At 71.5% G+C, this 13,937-nt stretch carries 16 protein-coding genes; 6 read left to right on the top strand and 10 right to left on the bottom strand.

The window, feature by feature from the left end; all coding sequences use genetic code 11:
* Window positions 1-39 precede the first annotated feature (39 nt).
* From ACIRA5_RS43575 to ACIRA5_RS43555, 5 genes are all read right to left on the bottom strand, one after another.
* Complete coding sequence (locus tag ACIRA5_RS43575; RefSeq protein ID WP_403701117.1) at window positions 40-678, bottom strand: TIGR03086 family metal-binding protein; 639 nt, start codon at window positions 676-678, stop codon at window positions 40-42.
* A gap of 115 nt (window positions 679-793) precedes the next feature.
* Window positions 794-1,438 carry a TetR/AcrR family transcriptional regulator gene (locus ACIRA5_RS43570; protein ID WP_403701114.1) on the bottom strand — a complete coding sequence of 215 codons (645 nt, stop codon included), beginning with the start codon at window positions 1,436-1,438 and terminating at the stop codon, window positions 794-796.
* Window positions 1,439-1,484: 46 nt separating this feature from the next.
* Complete coding sequence (locus ACIRA5_RS43565) at window positions 1,485-2,240, bottom strand: peptidyl-tRNA hydrolase (protein ID WP_403701111.1); 756 nt, start codon at window positions 2,238-2,240, stop codon at window positions 1,485-1,487.
* A gap of 73 nt (window positions 2,241-2,313) precedes the next feature.
* On the bottom strand, window positions 2,314-2,502 hold the full coding sequence (locus tag ACIRA5_RS43560; protein ID WP_352048076.1) for a hypothetical protein: 189 nt from the start codon (window positions 2,500-2,502) through the stop codon (window positions 2,314-2,316).
* 31 nt (window positions 2,503-2,533) lie between these two features.
* Window positions 2,534-3,415 carry a polysaccharide deacetylase family protein gene (locus tag ACIRA5_RS43555; protein ID WP_403701108.1) on the bottom strand — a complete coding sequence of 294 codons (882 nt, stop codon included), beginning with the start codon at window positions 3,413-3,415 and terminating at the stop codon, window positions 2,534-2,536.
* Window positions 3,416-3,659: 244 nt separating this feature from the next.
* Between ACIRA5_RS43555 and ACIRA5_RS43550 the strand changes: the two genes are divergently transcribed.
* Entirely contained in the window at window positions 3,660-4,193 is a 534-nt protein-coding gene (locus ACIRA5_RS43550) for a hypothetical protein (RefSeq protein ID WP_403701106.1), read from the top strand.
* Window positions 4,194-4,613: 420 nt separating this feature from the next.
* Here the strand turns inward: ACIRA5_RS43550 and ACIRA5_RS43545 are convergent, their stop codons facing one another.
* The 5 genes from ACIRA5_RS43545 to zapE form a co-directional block, all read right to left on the bottom strand.
* Window positions 4,614-5,549: a slipin family protein gene (locus ACIRA5_RS43545; protein WP_403701103.1), complete on the bottom strand. Its 936-nt coding sequence runs from the start codon at window positions 5,547-5,549 to the stop codon at window positions 4,614-4,616.
* A gap of 99 nt (window positions 5,550-5,648) precedes the next feature.
* A complete protein-coding gene (locus tag ACIRA5_RS43540; protein WP_403701100.1) occupies window positions 5,649-7,121 on the bottom strand; it encodes a SulP family inorganic anion transporter in 1,473 nt (490 codons plus the stop codon).
* An 8-nt stretch (window positions 7,122-7,129) separates the two neighbouring features.
* A complete protein-coding gene (locus ACIRA5_RS43535) occupies window positions 7,130-7,708 on the bottom strand; it encodes a carbonic anhydrase (RefSeq protein ID WP_403701097.1) in 579 nt (192 codons plus the stop codon).
* 70 nt (window positions 7,709-7,778) lie between these two features.
* Window positions 7,779-8,117, bottom strand: a complete 339-nt coding sequence (locus ACIRA5_RS43530; protein WP_403701094.1) for a hypothetical protein — start codon at window positions 8,115-8,117, stop codon at window positions 7,779-7,781.
* A 123-nt stretch (window positions 8,118-8,240) separates the two neighbouring features.
* Window positions 8,241-9,383 (bottom strand): cell division protein ZapE, encoded by a 1,143-nt coding sequence (gene zapE, locus ACIRA5_RS43525; protein ID WP_403701091.1) that lies wholly within the window; start codon window positions 9,381-9,383, stop codon window positions 8,241-8,243.
* On the opposite strand from zapE, the gene ACIRA5_RS43520 reads away from it, so the two are divergent.
* The 5 genes from ACIRA5_RS43520 (at window position 9,382) to ACIRA5_RS43500 (ending at window position 13,799) form a co-directional block, all read left to right on the top strand.
* On the top strand, window positions 9,382-10,218 hold the full coding sequence (locus tag ACIRA5_RS43520) for a pyrimidine reductase family protein (protein WP_403701089.1): 837 nt from the start codon (window positions 9,382-9,384) through the stop codon (window positions 10,216-10,218). The two genes, zapE and ACIRA5_RS43520, sit on opposite strands and share 2 nt — an antisense overlap.
* A 241-nt stretch (window positions 10,219-10,459) precedes the next feature.
* Window positions 10,460-10,933, top strand: a complete 474-nt coding sequence (locus ACIRA5_RS43515; protein WP_403701088.1) for an indole-3-glycerol phosphate synthase — start codon at window positions 10,460-10,462, stop codon at window positions 10,931-10,933.
* A 213-nt stretch (window positions 10,934-11,146) separates the two neighbouring features.
* The gene (gene murC / locus ACIRA5_RS43510) at window positions 11,147-12,532 is read left to right on the top strand and encodes a UDP-N-acetylmuramate--L-alanine ligase (RefSeq protein WP_403701085.1); all 1,386 of its coding nucleotides are present in this window, start codon (window positions 11,147-11,149) and stop codon (window positions 12,530-12,532) included.
* 28 nt (window positions 12,533-12,560) lie between these two features.
* Window positions 12,561-12,968, top strand: coding sequence for a peptide-methionine (R)-S-oxide reductase MsrB (gene msrB, locus ACIRA5_RS43505; protein WP_403701083.1), 408 nt, complete (start codon window positions 12,561-12,563; stop codon window positions 12,966-12,968).
* A 468-nt stretch (window positions 12,969-13,436) separates the two neighbouring features.
* Window positions 13,437-13,799, top strand: a complete 363-nt coding sequence (locus ACIRA5_RS43500; RefSeq protein ID WP_403701282.1) for a hypothetical protein — start codon at window positions 13,437-13,439, stop codon at window positions 13,797-13,799.
* The last annotated feature ends 138 nt before the right edge of the window (window positions 13,800-13,937 follow it).

Raw genomic sequence — 13,937 nt, 5'->3', positions numbered from 1 at the left:
GAATGTTCAAGCGCGATTAAAGCGAACCCTTGGTTCAGGTCAAATCGGCTCTGAATCCGCGCCGTCGGCCGACAGCGGCCACTTCTCCGGTGTACGTCCGAGCAGCCGCAGCGCCTCGTCCAGCGGATCCGTGCCCGGGGGCGCGTCGACCGGTGGCGCGAACGCGAACCCCGGCCCGCGACCGGCCGGATCCGTCGGTACGAGGCGGGCGACGGCCAGGGCCGCCCCGCGGACGTGGTCCGGCAGTTCGAGCCCGGCGCCGAGCGCGGCGGCGACGTCCCACGCGTGCACCACGTAGTCGACGAAGTGGAAGCCGAGAGCCATCCCGCCGGGGAACCCGCCCCCGTCCCTGATCTCCGGCAGCACGAACTCCCCCTCCGTCACGCCCGGTTCGGCGAACGCGGCCAGCACCGCCGTCGCCGCTCCCCGGTAGGTCCGCTCCGGGTCGCTCATGTCCTGCGGCTCCCGCCAGTACGCCGTCTCGTGCCCCGCTCCCCGGGCGGCGGCCGCGAACCCGTGGTGCTGCGCGGCCATGTGCGCAACCAGCCGGCGCAGCGTCCACCCCGCACACGGTGTGTCCCGCTCCCAGTCCGTGCCCCGCGCCAGTCCGACGAGCCGCAGCGACTCGTACACGGCGATCCGGTCGAGCTCGACGATGTCCACTCCGGTCGATGTCATACACCGAGCATAAAACTGAGCGAACGATCGTGCTACTTGTTTTCGGCCGTGCGGTTTCCCGCGGCGAAGGCTCGGCAGCTCGGGAGACCTCGGCAGGTCAGGAGACCTCGGCAGGTCAGGAAGGCTCGGGTACGAGGGACGGGTCGGTCGCCGCCGCGCGCAGCCGGGAAAGGATGGCGACGCGGGCCATGCGATAGACGTCCGTCTCGTCGCGCAGCACCGACACCGCGTTCGCCGTCTCCATCAACGCGATGAGCTCGAAGGCGAGTTGCGCGGCATCCGTGTCGGAGCGCAGCTCACCCAGGTCCCGGGCCTCGGTGACGGTGTGCTCCACATGGGCCGCCCAGTCCCGCTGGGCCTCCGCGACGGCGTCGTGCACGGGCCCCGACCGGGCGTCGAACTCGGCGATGACCTCGTAGAAGAAACAGCCGCCGGGGAAGACCCGGCCCTGGGAGTAGTCCAGCCAGAGTTCGCACAGCCGCCAGGTCCGGGCGACACCGGCGGGGGTCTCGGACGCGGGCCGGGTCACCTGCTCGACGTAGATGCGCGCCGCTTCCCGCACGGTGGCCAGTTGCAGCTCCTGCTTGGAGCCGAAGAGCGCGAAGACCCCGCTCTTGCTGAGCTGGAGCTCGGTGGCGAGACGGCCCACGGACAGTGCTTCCAGTCCTTCGACCGAGGCGATGTCGACCGTGCGGCGGAGCACCAACTGCCGTGTGCGGTTGCCGCGTTCGACCCTGCCGTCCAGCCGGGTCCCGGCCATCGCGCCTCCTCGGGTCCGTAGGTCACTCAGGGTCGGTCGGGATCGGTCAGGAGCGCAGCGCCGGGTGGTCGGCCACCACCGTGCACGACCCCGGTGCGATCTCCGTGAACCCGGCGTCGCGCACCAACGGCAGCCCGGAGGTGGTGAGTCCGCTCCAGCGGGCCGGGTCGGCGGTACGGACGGCGAGGGGGAAACCGGCGTCGCGCCAGGCCGCCCGCTCCTCGTCCGACAGCTCCCACCAGGCCAGCTGAGCGCCGTGCCCGGCCTGCGCCATCGTCTTGCCGGCCGACATGTCGAGGTCGGGGTTGAGCCACAGCACGGGCGCCGTCGGGTCCGCGTCGAGCGGGGGCTGTGGGTCGTCGAGGTCGGTGCCGGACACCTGGAGTTTGACCAGGTCCTTCGGCCAGCCGTCCAGGGGGACCGGCGGGAAGACGCGCACCTCGGCGGACTTCCCGGTCACCGTGATGCCGGGCAGAGCCTCGGCCCGCCGCCACTCGGCGCCGCGCGCCCGTCGTACGACCTTGCGGATCCGGGCGTCCTGCCAGTCCCGCACCGCCTGCGCCCAGTCACCGTCCCCGAGGGCCCGCTCATCGCCGAGGATCGTCAGCACGGCGCGGGCCGCGGTCTCCAGCGCGTCCGTGCGTGCCGGGGGAGCGGCCTTCTCGATGCGCACGACCAGCGGCAGCACGAACTGCGGGGCCTCGTCGCGCGCGGTGCGCTCGGATCGGAAGGGGCTGTCCTCGGCCGAGCCGGGTACGTCGGGTCGGCCGGGTGCGTCGGCTACGGTCGGGTCGCTGCTCACGCCCTCCAGTGTGCCAGGCGGAAGATCGGTTCTTCGGCGAGCGGTCATGCCGCCGGCACCGGCACCGTCACCCTCACCCGGAACAGGCGGTCCGCTGTGCCTCCTGCCACTCGCAGACGGGGCACAGCGTGATCCCCTTGTACGACTCCGGGTACTCGGTCGGCTTCCGGCACAGCACGCACTCGGCGAACGGCGGCCCGGCGTCGGTCGGGTCCGGTGCCGGGACGGGGGCCGCCGGGGTGGCGCAGTAGTCGTCGCTCATGGTCCCAGCGTAGGCCGGGACCGGAGCACGCCTACGTGGTGCCGTGTCGCTCGCTCCGCGTCGCCGAGCCGATCATCTCGGAGACCTTCACGAAGCGGAAACCCTGCTTGCGCAGCTCGGGGACGATCGTCCGCAGGGCCTGTTCGGTCACCGGAGCCGCGCTGCGCGTGCAGTGCATGACGACGACGGATCCGGGCTTCACACCCTCCAGCACCTGCCGGGCCACGGCGTCGGCGTCGGTCGCGAAGGCGTCCCCGCTGACGACGTCCCACTGCACGGCGGTCACGCCCACGGCGCTCAGTGTGCGCAGGGCCTGCTGGTCGTAGCACCCGCCGGGGAACCGGAAGTAGGGCATCGCGTGCGGCACGCCCGCCCTCTTGAGGGCGGTGTAGGTCTCCTCCACCTCGGCCCGCATCCGCTCCTGGGGCACGGTGGGCAGGCCATAGCAGTTGTCGGTGAAGGCGTAGTGGCTGTACGAGTGGTTGGCGACCTCGAACAGCGGGTCCTGCCCGATGTCCCTGGCCTCCTTGGGGTACTCGTCGGCCCAGCGTCCGGTCATGAACAGGGTCGCCGGCACCTTGAACGCGCGCAGCGTGGCGATCAGTTCGGGATTGTCGAAGTGCTCGCCGGCCGCGGCCCGTGGCCCCTCGTCGGCGGTCATGTCCGCGTCGAAGGTCAGCGCGACGGTCTTGTCCTGCGTGCGCGGACCGTTGGTGAAGACGGGGGTGATACCGCTGGAGCCGGGGGCGAGTGTGGGGGGTCGCGAGGGCTGGGCGGTTGCGCTGCCCGAGGCCGACGCGGGTTGCCCTGGGCGGGCGGCGTGCGGGGTTCCTGGGGTCCCGCAGGCGGCGAGCGCGACCCCGAGTGCGCCGAGGGCGCAGGTCGCGGCGAATCGTCGTACTGGAATGATCACCCGATAAAGATATGTGGGCAATGCTTACTATTCGCCCATTGTTCGCACGTGCCCGGCGGCCGGGGCGCGGAAGTCACCCGGCTGGACCCGGCGCAACGCACGCCCTCTCTCTGGCCGTGTCGTGAGTCGGTCTCATGCGCCGGTCTCGTACGCCGGTTCCCTTTTCCCGTGTCCGCGTGCAGGATCGAACCCCTGTCGCGACCGATCCGAACGGCAGGACCGACGCGAGACGGGATGGGTACCGGTGCCGAACCGGCGACGCGCTGCTTCACCGGTCCTCCTCTTCACCGCGATCGCCCTGCTGGCGAGCGGGTGCTTCCTGGGGCCCTCGGATCCGGCGGACACGGCGGTGGCCGGGGCCAGGGTCGAAGGGGAGACGATCGTCGTCAAGATCCCGCTCTGTCCCTCCGACGTACTGCGGCGGGTGGACGTCACGGACTGGGACAAGGCCGAGGACGCGAACCCGCCGATCGTCTGGTGGGCCTCCGGTCCGCGGACGGCCTCGGCGAAGAGGGGCGTCGTCAGGCTCTGGTCCGCCGAGGGGTTCGACCGTCATGCGGCCGAGCCCGCCCCCGTGCCGCGCACCCTCGATGTGGCATACCTGGACCCCTCGGGTGAGGGGCTCGACTACGTCGTGAGCCTGCGTACGGTCGCCGCCGCGCAACTGAAGCCCGGTCAGTACTGGACCGACGACGGCCCGAGGACCGCCGCCCAGATCGACGCCCAACTCGGCTGCCACACGGCGCCGGCCACACGCACACCGCCTCGGTCGCCGTAGAGGCTTGGGACGGGCAGCTGCCCGCGCCGGACCCCGCGGACCGGGGCGGGCAGCCCGAGGCCGCAGGTCAGCTGTCCTCCAGTAGCCGAGATCGGCCGCCTGTTCGACCTCGGTCGGTGCGTCGGAGACGGGCAGGGCCACCGGCTGGTCGGGGCGAGCCAGGGCGGGAAGGCGCCGCCGTCCGCCTCGATGAGATCATGGTGGTCTCCTCGCTTCTCGAGGGGCGAGTGACCACACGGCGAAGCCCCGGGGCACTCGCCCCGGGGCTTCGGACTCGTCAGCAGTCAGCGCGCCGGGACACTCTCCGGCGTCGTCGTCTTCACGGTGGCACGCTTCATGGGAGGGGACCGCTAGCAGGCGGTCGGCGGGCGGTCGCGGCAATGAGTGGGGGCGATCAGTGGAGGCGATCCGTGGGGGCGATCAGTCGGGGCCTGGGAGAGGGCTTGTGCCGGGGTTGTCGAGCGGGAACTCGTCGTCCTCCGCCTCGCCGCGCCTGAACTTGTCACCCTTGGGTTCATCGAGCACGAACTCGTCGTCCCTGTGCTCGTCGGGCCGCGGACGCGTCGGTATCTGCTCCACCGTCGGCGCCCCCGGCTGAGCCTGTGCCCGTTCCAGGAACCGCAGCAGTTCCACCGGGAAGGGAAGCACCAGGGTGGAGTTCTTCTCGGCGGCGACCGCCACCACGGTCTGCAGCAGCCGCAGTTGGAGCGCTGCGGGCTGTTCGGACATCACCCCGGCGGCCTCCGCCAGCTTCTTCGACGCCTGGAGCTCGGCGTCCGCGTTGATGATGCGGGCCCGCCGTTCACGGTCGGCCTCGGCCTGCCGGGCCATCGACCGTTTCATCGTCTCCGGCAGCGACACGTCCTTGATCTCGACCCGGTCGATCTGCACACCCCAGCCCATGGCGGGACTGTCGATCATCAGCTCCAGGCCCTGGTTGAGCTTCTCCCGGTTGGAGAGCAGATCGTCCAGGTCGCTCTTGCCGATGATCGAGCGCAGTGAGGTCTGCGCCATCTGCGAGACCGCGAAGCGGTAGTCCTCGACCTGGATGACCGCGTCGGCCGCGTCGACCACCTTGAAGTAGATGACCGCGTCGACCCGGACCGTGACGTTGTCCCGCGTGATGCCGTCCTGCGCGGGGACGGGCATCGTCACGATCTGCATGTTGACCTTACGCAGCCGGTCCACACCGGGGATGATCATGGTGAACCCGGGCGGCCTGATGCCACCCCGGAGCCGGCCGAGCCGCAGCACCACGCCCCGCTCGTACTGCTTGACGACCCGGGCCGCCGCGGCGACGTACACCAGCCCCGCGGTACCGGCCACCGCGGCCGTGGCCAAGAGCTCTTCGAGCATGACGACCCCCTTTCGAGCCGCCGTATACCACCACTAATCCCACGATATGCCTCACGCGGGCTCGCGGTCGAGGATCCCCCCGACCGCGAGCCCCGGGGGTCAGCCGATGGTCATCTTCACCGGTTCCGTCCCCGCCTCACTGTGCCGCGCCGACCAGTTCTCCAGCGCGGTGCGGCAGGCGTGATCGAGGTGGTGCAGGCCGGAGAGGTCCAGTTCGACCGGGCGGTCCTGGGGCAGCGCCTCGAGGCTGTCGAGGATCTTCGGCAGCCTCAGGAAGGTCGCGTTGCCCGACAGATACGCCTGGACGGGGCCCGCACCCTTGTCTATGACCTCCAGGCGGACGTGCGAGGCCTCCCATGCCGTCTTGGCGATCGCCAGGGCGAGCCCGATGAGCACCCCCTCGAACATGCTGACGGCGACGATCGACACCGCCGTGACGACGAGGATCAGCGCCTCGCCCCGGTGCTCGCGCCACAGCGAGACGACCTCGCGCAGCGGGACCAGCTTCCAGCCCGCGTGCACCAGGATGCCGGCGAGGGCGGGCAGCGGGATGACGCCGAGCGCGGCGGGCAGCAGCGCCGCGAACAGCAGCAGCCAGACGCCGTGCAGCACGCGGGACGCCTTCGTCCGCGCGCCCGCCTGGACGTTCGCCGCGCTGCGCACGATCACCGCCGTCATCGGGAGCGCGCCGAGCAGTCCGCAGACCGTGTTGCCCGCGCCCTGCGCCATCAGTTCCCTGTCGTACTCGGTCCGGGGACCGTCGTGCAGCCGGTCCACGGCCGCCGCGCTGAACAGCGACTCGGCGGAGGCGATCAGCGTGAAGGCGAGCACCGTGCCGAGCACGCCCACGCTCGCGAGCTCCCCGAAGGCCTCCAGGCTCGGCAGCTGGATCGAGCCGACCAGCCCCCGCACCTCGACCTTGGCCACCGGCAGCCCGAACCCCGAGGCCACCAGGGTGGCCAGCACGACCGCGCCGAGGGCCCCCGGCACCGTACGCACCCGGCGCGGCAGGCGCCGCCACAGGACGAGCACGGCGATCGTGCCCGCCCCGAGTCCGACCGAGGCCAGCGCCTCGGTGCTGCGGGCCGCGTCGACGACGGCCTCCGGCAGTCCGGCGAGCTTGTCGAGTCCGGAGGCGGGGGCCTTGAGCCCGGCCATCGAGTAGAGCTGGCCCGCGATCAGCACGAGGCCGATCCCGGCGAGCATGCCCTCGACGACGGCCACCGAGATGGCCCGGAAGTAGCGCCCGAGCTTCAAGGCGCCCATGAGGAGTTGGAGCACACCCGTGGCGAGCACGACGACTCCGAGGACGGCGAGGTCGTACTCCCGTACGGCCTCGAAGACCAGCACGGTCAGTCCGGCCGCAGGCCCCGACACCTGAAGGCTGCTGCCGCGCATCAGGCCGGTGACGAGACCACCCACGATGCCGGTGACCAGGCCGAGTTCCGCCGGGACACCGGAGGCGACGGCGACGCCCACGCACAGCGGCAGGGCGACCAGGAACACGACGATCGATGCGGCGAAGTCCTGCCGCAGGTGGGGGAGTTTGCTCAGCGGGCTCGAAGTGTTCATCGCGCGGCTCACAGGGCCTCGAAGGTGTCGGTGTGCGCACGGTGTTCGCGCACGGCCCCGGTGTGGACCTCGTAGTACCAGCCGTGCAGACGCAGCCGGCCCGTCGTCAGGGCCCTTTCCACACAGGGGTATCCGCGGAGCCTGAGCAGTTGTGCGAGGACATGGTTCTGCACCGCGTCGGCGACGGTGGGGTCGTCGCCCGGTGCGTCGGACGGGCGCTGCGCCTGCGCGAGCCAGTCGCGCACGGCGGGTACGGCCGTCAGGTCCTCGCCGCGCACCAGTGCGCCGACGGCACCGCAGTGCGAATGGCCGCAGACCACGATCTCGGACACGCCGAGCACGTCCACCGCGTACTCGACGGTGGCCGCCTCGGAGGTCGGCCGGCCGAGGACGTACGGCGGGACGATGTTGCCCGCGGTGCGCAGCTCGAAGAGCTCGCCCGGGCGGGCGCCGGTGATCAGGGCCGGAACGACCCGGGAGTCGGAGCAGGTGATGAACAGGACCTGCGGGGACTGGCCGTCGGCGAGCGAGGCGAACTCCTCGGGCCGCCGGCCGAAGGAGCGGGCATGGTCGATGAGGGGCTGCATGTCAGTTCCTCCTGGCGCGCCCTGAGGGCGCGTCGGCTTACAAGACGGAGCGTGGGGGGACGCGCTCCGCTCAGCAGCGGAAGACCTGAAGTGCGGCGGGGGAGTGGGAGGCCTGGGATCTCGACGTGCGCGGGTGCGCCGGGGCGGGCGCGAGCGGCGCGTACGAGGCCGCGGGGTCGCTCGCGAGCAGCGCGCGCGGGGGCGTGTCGGGGACGAGATCCTCGTCGCGGGTCCGCTGACGGGCGCCCAGAGGGGGTGCCACCTTGTGCGGATGCTCCGCTTCGGCGCAGGAGACGACTTCGCCCCTGTGCGCGGACGCGAACGCCTCGGTGGGAGCGAAGAGCTGGAGGCTGATCAGGACGGCGGCGAGGAGCACGTACAGGGGTCGGGCCGTCGTACCTCGTAACATGCGCCCCCTCCCAGCGTCTCGTCCTCCATGTCAATACATAGGTTAACGCGGCAAGTTGTTTGCAGGGTTAACTCGACGTTTCACAGTGAAGTGGGCCGAAAACGCTGTGGAGGGGCCGAAAAACTACGCCTCGACGAGCCCCTTGGCGTCGCGGGCCAGCGCGGTGAGCCGGGATATCGCGCGGAAGTACTTCTTCCGGTAGCCGCCGTTCAGCATCTCCTCGCTGAAGAGCTGATCGAAGGGCATCCCGGAGGCGAGGACGGGCACCTCGCGGTCGTACAGCCGGTCGGCGAGCACCACGAGCCGCAGCGCCGTCGACTGGTCGGGCACCGGCTGGACGTCGGTGAGGCAGACGGCCTTCAGGTCGTCGGTCAGGGCCCCGTAGCGGCTGGGGTGCACGCGCGCGAGGTGGTCGAGCAGATGCGGGAAGTCGTCGAGGGAGGCCCCGGCCGTGGCGTACGCGGCCTTCGTGACCTGCTCGTCGGTGAACGGCGCCGGGGCCTCGGGCAGCCCGCGGTGACGGTAGTCCTCGCCGTCGATGCGCAGCGGCCGGAAGTGCGCGGACAGCCCCTGGATCTCGCGCAGGAAGTCGGCGGCCGCGAACCGGCCCTCGCCGAGCTTGCCCGGCAGGGTGTTCGAGGTGGCCGCGAGCGCGACCCCCGCGTCGACCAGCTTGCCGAGCAGGGTGGAGACGAGGACGGTGTCGCCCGGGTCGTCGAGTTCGAATTCGTCGATGCACAGGAGACGGTGCCCGGAGAGCGTCTGCACGGTCTTCTGGAAGCCGAGCGCGCCGACCAGGTTCGTCAGCTCCACGAAGGTGCCGAAGGCCTTGAGCGCGGGCTCGGCCGGGGTGGCGTGCCACAGGGAGGCGAGCAGATGGGTCTTGCCGACGCCGTAGCCGCCGTCCAGGTAGACGCCCCGGGGGCCGGCCGGGGTCTTCTGTGCCTTGGCCTTGCCGAAGCCGAAGAAGCCCCGTTTGCCGCCGCCGAGCGCGTGCGCCCCGCCGAGACCGGCCGCGAAGCCGGCGAGGACCTGTACGGCCTCGGTCTGGCTCGGCTGGTTCGGGTCCGGAATGTACGTTTCGAAGCGCACGGAGTCGAAGCGCGGCGGCGGCACCATCTCGGCGACTAGCCGGTCCGCGGGGACGTGCGGCTCGCGGGCGCACAGGGACGTGGGGGCTGCTTCGGGTATCGGTTCGATCCCGGAAGCGGCGGTGGAGGACGACACGGTTCCCCACTCTAAGGGCCGTGCCACACTGCACGACATGCGACGCCTGTTCCCTGTGACCTACGAAACAGCAGCCCAGGCCACCGCCGGGGCCCCCGATGCCCCTGGTGCGGGTGTGGCGGATGTGACGGATGCGACGGACCGTGAGTGGGAACTGCTGGAGCTGGCGGCGGCGTACGCCTACCCCGAGCTCCGCCCCGCCGGTGTCCGGGAGCCCTGGCTGCGGGCCAACATGGTCTCCACGCTCGACGGCGCCGCCCAGCACGACGGAAAGTCCCAGGGCATCTCCAGCGCCGCCGACATGCGGATCTTCGGGGTGCTGCGGGCTCTCGCGGACGCCGTGGTCGTCGGCGCGGAAACGGTACGCCAGGAGGGTTACCGTCCGGCGCGCGCACGTGCGGAGTTCGCGGGGTCCCGGGAGGCGGCCGGACAGGGCCCGGCGCCCGTGATCGCCGTCGTCACCGCGAGCCTCGACCTGGACTTCTCGCTGCCCCTGTTCACCTCGCCCCTGGTGCCCACGCTCGTCCTGACGGGCGCCGCGGCGGCCCCCGACCGGGTGGCGGCGGCCGAGAAGGCGGGCGCCGAGGTGGTGATCGCCGGGGACGGGATGGGCGTGGACCCGGTACGGGCCGTGCGTGCCCTCGCCGAGCGCGGCATGACCCGGCTGCTGACGGAGGGCGGCCCGCGGCTGTTGGGCCAGATGGTCGCGGCGGGTGTCCTCGACGAACTGTGCCTGACTCTTTCCCCGACGCTCACCGCGGGAGACGCGCAGCGGATCGCCGGGGGGCCCGCGATGGCGGTTCCCGAGCGGTTCGAACTGGCGTCCCTCCTGGAGGAGGCCGGATTCCTCTTCGCCCGATACCGTCGCCCCTGACCGGTGGCCCTGGCGTCGGTCCCGGCGTCGGACAGGGCAAGACCGTCGGCCAGGGCAAGACCGTCGGCCAGGGCAAGACCGTCGGACAGGGCAAGACCGTCGGCCAGGGCAAGGTAGCGGAGTGGATCGTTCCGTTTATCTTCCGCTGGGCACACTGAAAATCGCAGTCCCCGTGCGATCACGGGGCAGGATGGTTTCCGCAGGGGGCCAAGGAGGCCCACGGAGGAGAAGGGCGCCTGTCGTGTTCACAAGCGTATTGATGATCGAGAAGGCCCTGACGTCCGCCGACGTGGAGTTCGTCACCACCTTGCACGGTGACGAGGCGGTCGCCTTCCATGTGCTGCTCCAGCCGCGGGGCGACCAGGCGGACCGGCTGCTGCGGGCCATCGACGACGTCGCGCTCGGAGAGCTGGACGAAGCGGCCCACGAGCGTGAGACGCCCGAGGGCGCGGACGCGGCCGGTCAGGGGCAGCAGGCCCTCGACGTGTCGCTGGTGGCGCTGCGCTCGGCCGGCAGCGAGGCCGAGGGGCGGCTCATCGAGAACCACCCGCTCGACGCGCTCAAGGAGCTGGTCGACGAGATCGACGCGGACGAGGTCATCGTGCTGACCGACCCGCACTACGTGGAGGAGTTCTTCCATCGCGACTGGGCCTCGCGGGCCCGCCACAAGGTCGGCGTGCCGGTGCTGAAACTGTTCTCGCACAGCAAGGTCTAGGGCTCCCGGCGGCGTGGCCGTGGGGGCCGTGGGGGCTGCTGGGATCGGTCGGGTGCGGCCGGCACGTGGCTGGTCGCGCCCACGCGGCGGAGCCGCACATGTCACGGCCCCGCGCCCCTGGGAGGTTGCGGGGGGCCGCACGGAATAGGCTGGGGCGGGTTCCTGTCTGTGGGAGCGCGCTCACCGTCGTACCGGATCTTGGGAGATACACGCATGGCACCCGGCCTTCCTACCGCCATGGACCGACCGCACTTCATCGGCATCGGCGGCGCCGGGATGTCGGGCATCGCCAAGATCCTGGCGCAGCGCGGGGCGAAGGTGGCGGGCAGCGACGCGAAGGAGTCCGCCACCGCCGAGGCCCTGCGGGCGCTGGGCGCGACCGTGCACATCGGCCACGCGGCGGACCACCTGGCCCCCGACGCCACCTGTGTCGTGGTGTCCTCGGCGATCCGCGCGGACAACCCGGAGCTGGCCCGCGCGGCCGAGCTCGGCATCCCGGTGGTCCACCGCTCGGACGCCCTCGCCCGGCTGATGGACGGCCTGCGCCCGATCGCGGTCGCGGGCACGCACGGCAAGACCACGACCACGTCGATGCTCGCGGTGTCCCTCTCGGCGCTGGGACTGAACCCCTCGTACGCGATCGGCGGCGACCTGGACGCCCCCGGCTCGAACGCCCTGCACGGCGACGGCGAGATCTTCGTCGCCGAGGCCGACGAATCGGACCGCAGCTTCCACAAGTACGCCCCCGAGGTCGCGATCGTCCTCAACGTCGAGCTCGACCACCACGCCAACTACGCCTCCATCGACGAGATCTACGAGTCCTTCGAGACCTTCGCGGCCAAGATCGTGCCGGGCGGCACGCTGGTGATCTCCGCGGACCACGAGGGCGCGCGCGAACTGACCCGGCGCCTGCCGGCGGACGTACGGGTGGTGACGTACGGCGACGCGCCCGACGCGGACGTACGGGTCCTGTCCGTGCTCCCCCAAGGCCTGAAGAGCGAGGTGACGGTGCTCCTCGACGGCAAGGAGCTGACCTTCGCCGTCTCCGTCCCCGGCCGCCACTACGCGCACAACGCGGTGGCCGCGCTGGCGGCGGGCGCGGCGCTGGGCGTTCCGGCCGCGGAGCTGGCCCCCGCGATCGCCTCCTACACGGGCGTGAAGCGGCGTCTGCAGCTGAAGGGCGAGGAGGCGGGCGTCCAGGTCGTCGACTCGTACGCGCACCACCCGACCGAGATGACGGCCGACCTGGAGGCCATGCGCGCGGGTGCCGAGGGCCGCATCCTGGTGGTCTTCCAGCCTCACCTGTTCTCCCGCACCCAGGAGCTGGCCAAGGAGATGGGCGAGTCCCTGGCTCTGGCCGACGCCTCGATCGTGCTCGACATCTACCCGGCCCGCGAGGACCCGATCCCGGGCGTCACCAGCGAGCTGATCATCGAGGCGGCGCGGGCTGCGGGCGCGGACGTGACACCGGTCCACGACAAGGCGCAGGTGCCCTCGGTCGTCGCGGGAATGGCGAAGCCCGGTGATCTCGTTCTCACCATGGGCGCGGGAGACGTGACGGACCTCGGTCCCGAGATCCTGACCCGCCTGTCGAAGTAGCCGTGACGTTTGTGAGGGGTTGAGCTTCATGTCGTACGACATCGAAAAGCCGGACGAGCAGTGGCGCGCGGAGCTGACCCCGGCCGAGTACACCGTCCTGCGGAAGGCGGGCACCGAGCCGGCCTTCACGGGCGAGTACACCGACACCAAGGCCAAGGGTGTCTACTCCTGCCGCGCGTGCGGCGCCGAACTTTTCACCTCGAACGAGAAGTTCGAGTCCCACTGCGGCTGGCCGTCCTTCTACGACCCGAAGGAATCCGACGCGGTCGAGCTGATCGCGGACCGCTCCCACGGGATGGTCCGCACGGAGGTGCGGTGCGCCCGCTGCGGATCGCACCTCGGCCATGTCTTCGAGGGCGAGGGCTACCCGACGCCGACCGACCAGCGGTACTGCATCAACAGCATCTCGCTGCGGTTGGCATCCGACGAGGACTGACCGCCGGGTTCGCCGGGAATGGCGGCGTGCCGGAGGCGCTGGGCGTCAGGAAACTTGACCCCGGCGTACCCCGAATCGTCCGTCTCCTGGGCTCTGACCCGGGCCTATGGCCTGGGCGGGGCCCCTGCACCACACGGAAGCCGCAGGGGCGGCGCCCGGAGCCGTGTCGGGCGGCGGCGGGTTCGATGAGTGATCTCGGCGATTCGCGTCTGCGGCCCGCGGAACAGCGTGACGACACGAGCGCGTTCAGGGCGCACCCGCCGCTGGTCCCGCACGGCATGTGCGTACACCCCGGGGTGAACGGCATCTCGCTGCGGCCGACGTCCGATCAGGGCCGACCTCGCTGTTGAGCGCGCTGGCATCATGCTGCACCACCATCACAGGTGTCGCCCGCTGTGGTCAGGGGCGAGCGACGGGCCGCGGGGGAAGTGATAGCGCGGTCCGGCGGTTTTGGAACGCGCTTGTGGTGTGGAACGCCGCAGCTCAGCAGGCTCCACGGCGATTCACGGCACCCCTCCCAGGGAAAGCGGTGCGCTTAAACGGCTTGCCGAGCGTGGCGCGGTACGCAACCTCGTCCACCCGGCGCATCTGCCCACCGCCCTCGCCCAGAACGAGGCGCGCGGCCGGGCCGCCGGACTGCTCGGCCAGCCGGGGGCGTGCTGCTGTACTCGGCGGCCAGGCGGCTGCCCTTCGGCTTCGCGGCCTTCGGCCGGCGACGACGTGCTCGTCGTCGACAACATGCTGGCCGCGCATGGCCGGGAACCCTTCACCGGACCCCGGAAGATCGCGGTGGCGATGGCCGAGCCCTCGCGTTCGCTCGTCTCCGCCTGAGCCGTCCGGCCCACTTCGCCACGAAGGCCCGGGGGGGGGGGGGGGGGGGGGCGGCGCCCCCGCCCCCCCGGGGGCCCCCGGGCGGACACCGCGCCGAGCCCACAGCAGAGCGCACAGCGGGACACCCCGGACCGACAA

It is taken from the genome of Streptomyces sp. NPDC096311, from assembly GCF_044763085.1.
In the GTDB taxonomy this organism is placed as follows: Bacteria; Actinomycetota; Actinomycetes; order Streptomycetales; family Streptomycetaceae; genus Streptomyces.
The sequence above is the reverse complement of the archived record's forward strand: the minus strand, read 5'-3'. Positions and strand labels throughout refer to the sequence as shown.

Bases quoted from the DNA above. Each gene is read 5' to 3' on its own strand.
- ACIRA5_RS43575 (WP_403701117.1), bottom strand. From the start codon at position 678: ATGACATCGACCGGAGTGGACATCGTCGAGCTCGACCGGATCGCCGTG.
- ACIRA5_RS43570 (WP_403701114.1), bottom strand. From the start codon at position 1,438: ATGGCCGGGACCCGGCTGGACGGCAGGGTCGAACGCGGCAACCGCACA.
- ACIRA5_RS43560 (WP_352048076.1), bottom strand. From the start codon at position 2,502: ATGAGCGACGACTACTGCGCCACCCCGGCGGCCCCCGTCCCGGCACCG.
- ACIRA5_RS43545 (WP_403701103.1), bottom strand. From the start codon at position 5,549: ATGCTCGAAGAGCTCTTGGCCACGGCCGCGGTGGCCGGTACCGCGGGG.
- ACIRA5_RS43540 (WP_403701100.1), bottom strand. From the start codon at position 7,121: ATGAACACTTCGAGCCCGCTGAGCAAACTCCCCCACCTGCGGCAGGAC.
- ACIRA5_RS43535 (WP_403701097.1), bottom strand. From the start codon at position 7,708: ATGCAGCCCCTCATCGACCATGCCCGCTCCTTCGGCCGGCGGCCCGAG.
- ACIRA5_RS43530 (WP_403701094.1), bottom strand. From the start codon at position 8,117: ATGTTACGAGGTACGACGGCCCGACCCCTGTACGTGCTCCTCGCCGCC.
- ACIRA5_RS43520 (WP_403701089.1), top strand. From the start codon at position 9,382: ATGCGACGCCTGTTCCCTGTGACCTACGAAACAGCAGCCCAGGCCACC.
- zapE (WP_403701091.1), bottom strand. From the start codon at position 9,383: ATGTCGTGCAGTGTGGCACGGCCCTTAGAGTGGGGAACCGTGTCGTCC.
- murC (WP_403701085.1), top strand. From the start codon at position 11,147: ATGGCACCCGGCCTTCCTACCGCCATGGACCGACCGCACTTCATCGGC.
- msrB (WP_403701083.1), top strand. From the start codon at position 12,561: ATGTCGTACGACATCGAAAAGCCGGACGAGCAGTGGCGCGCGGAGCTG.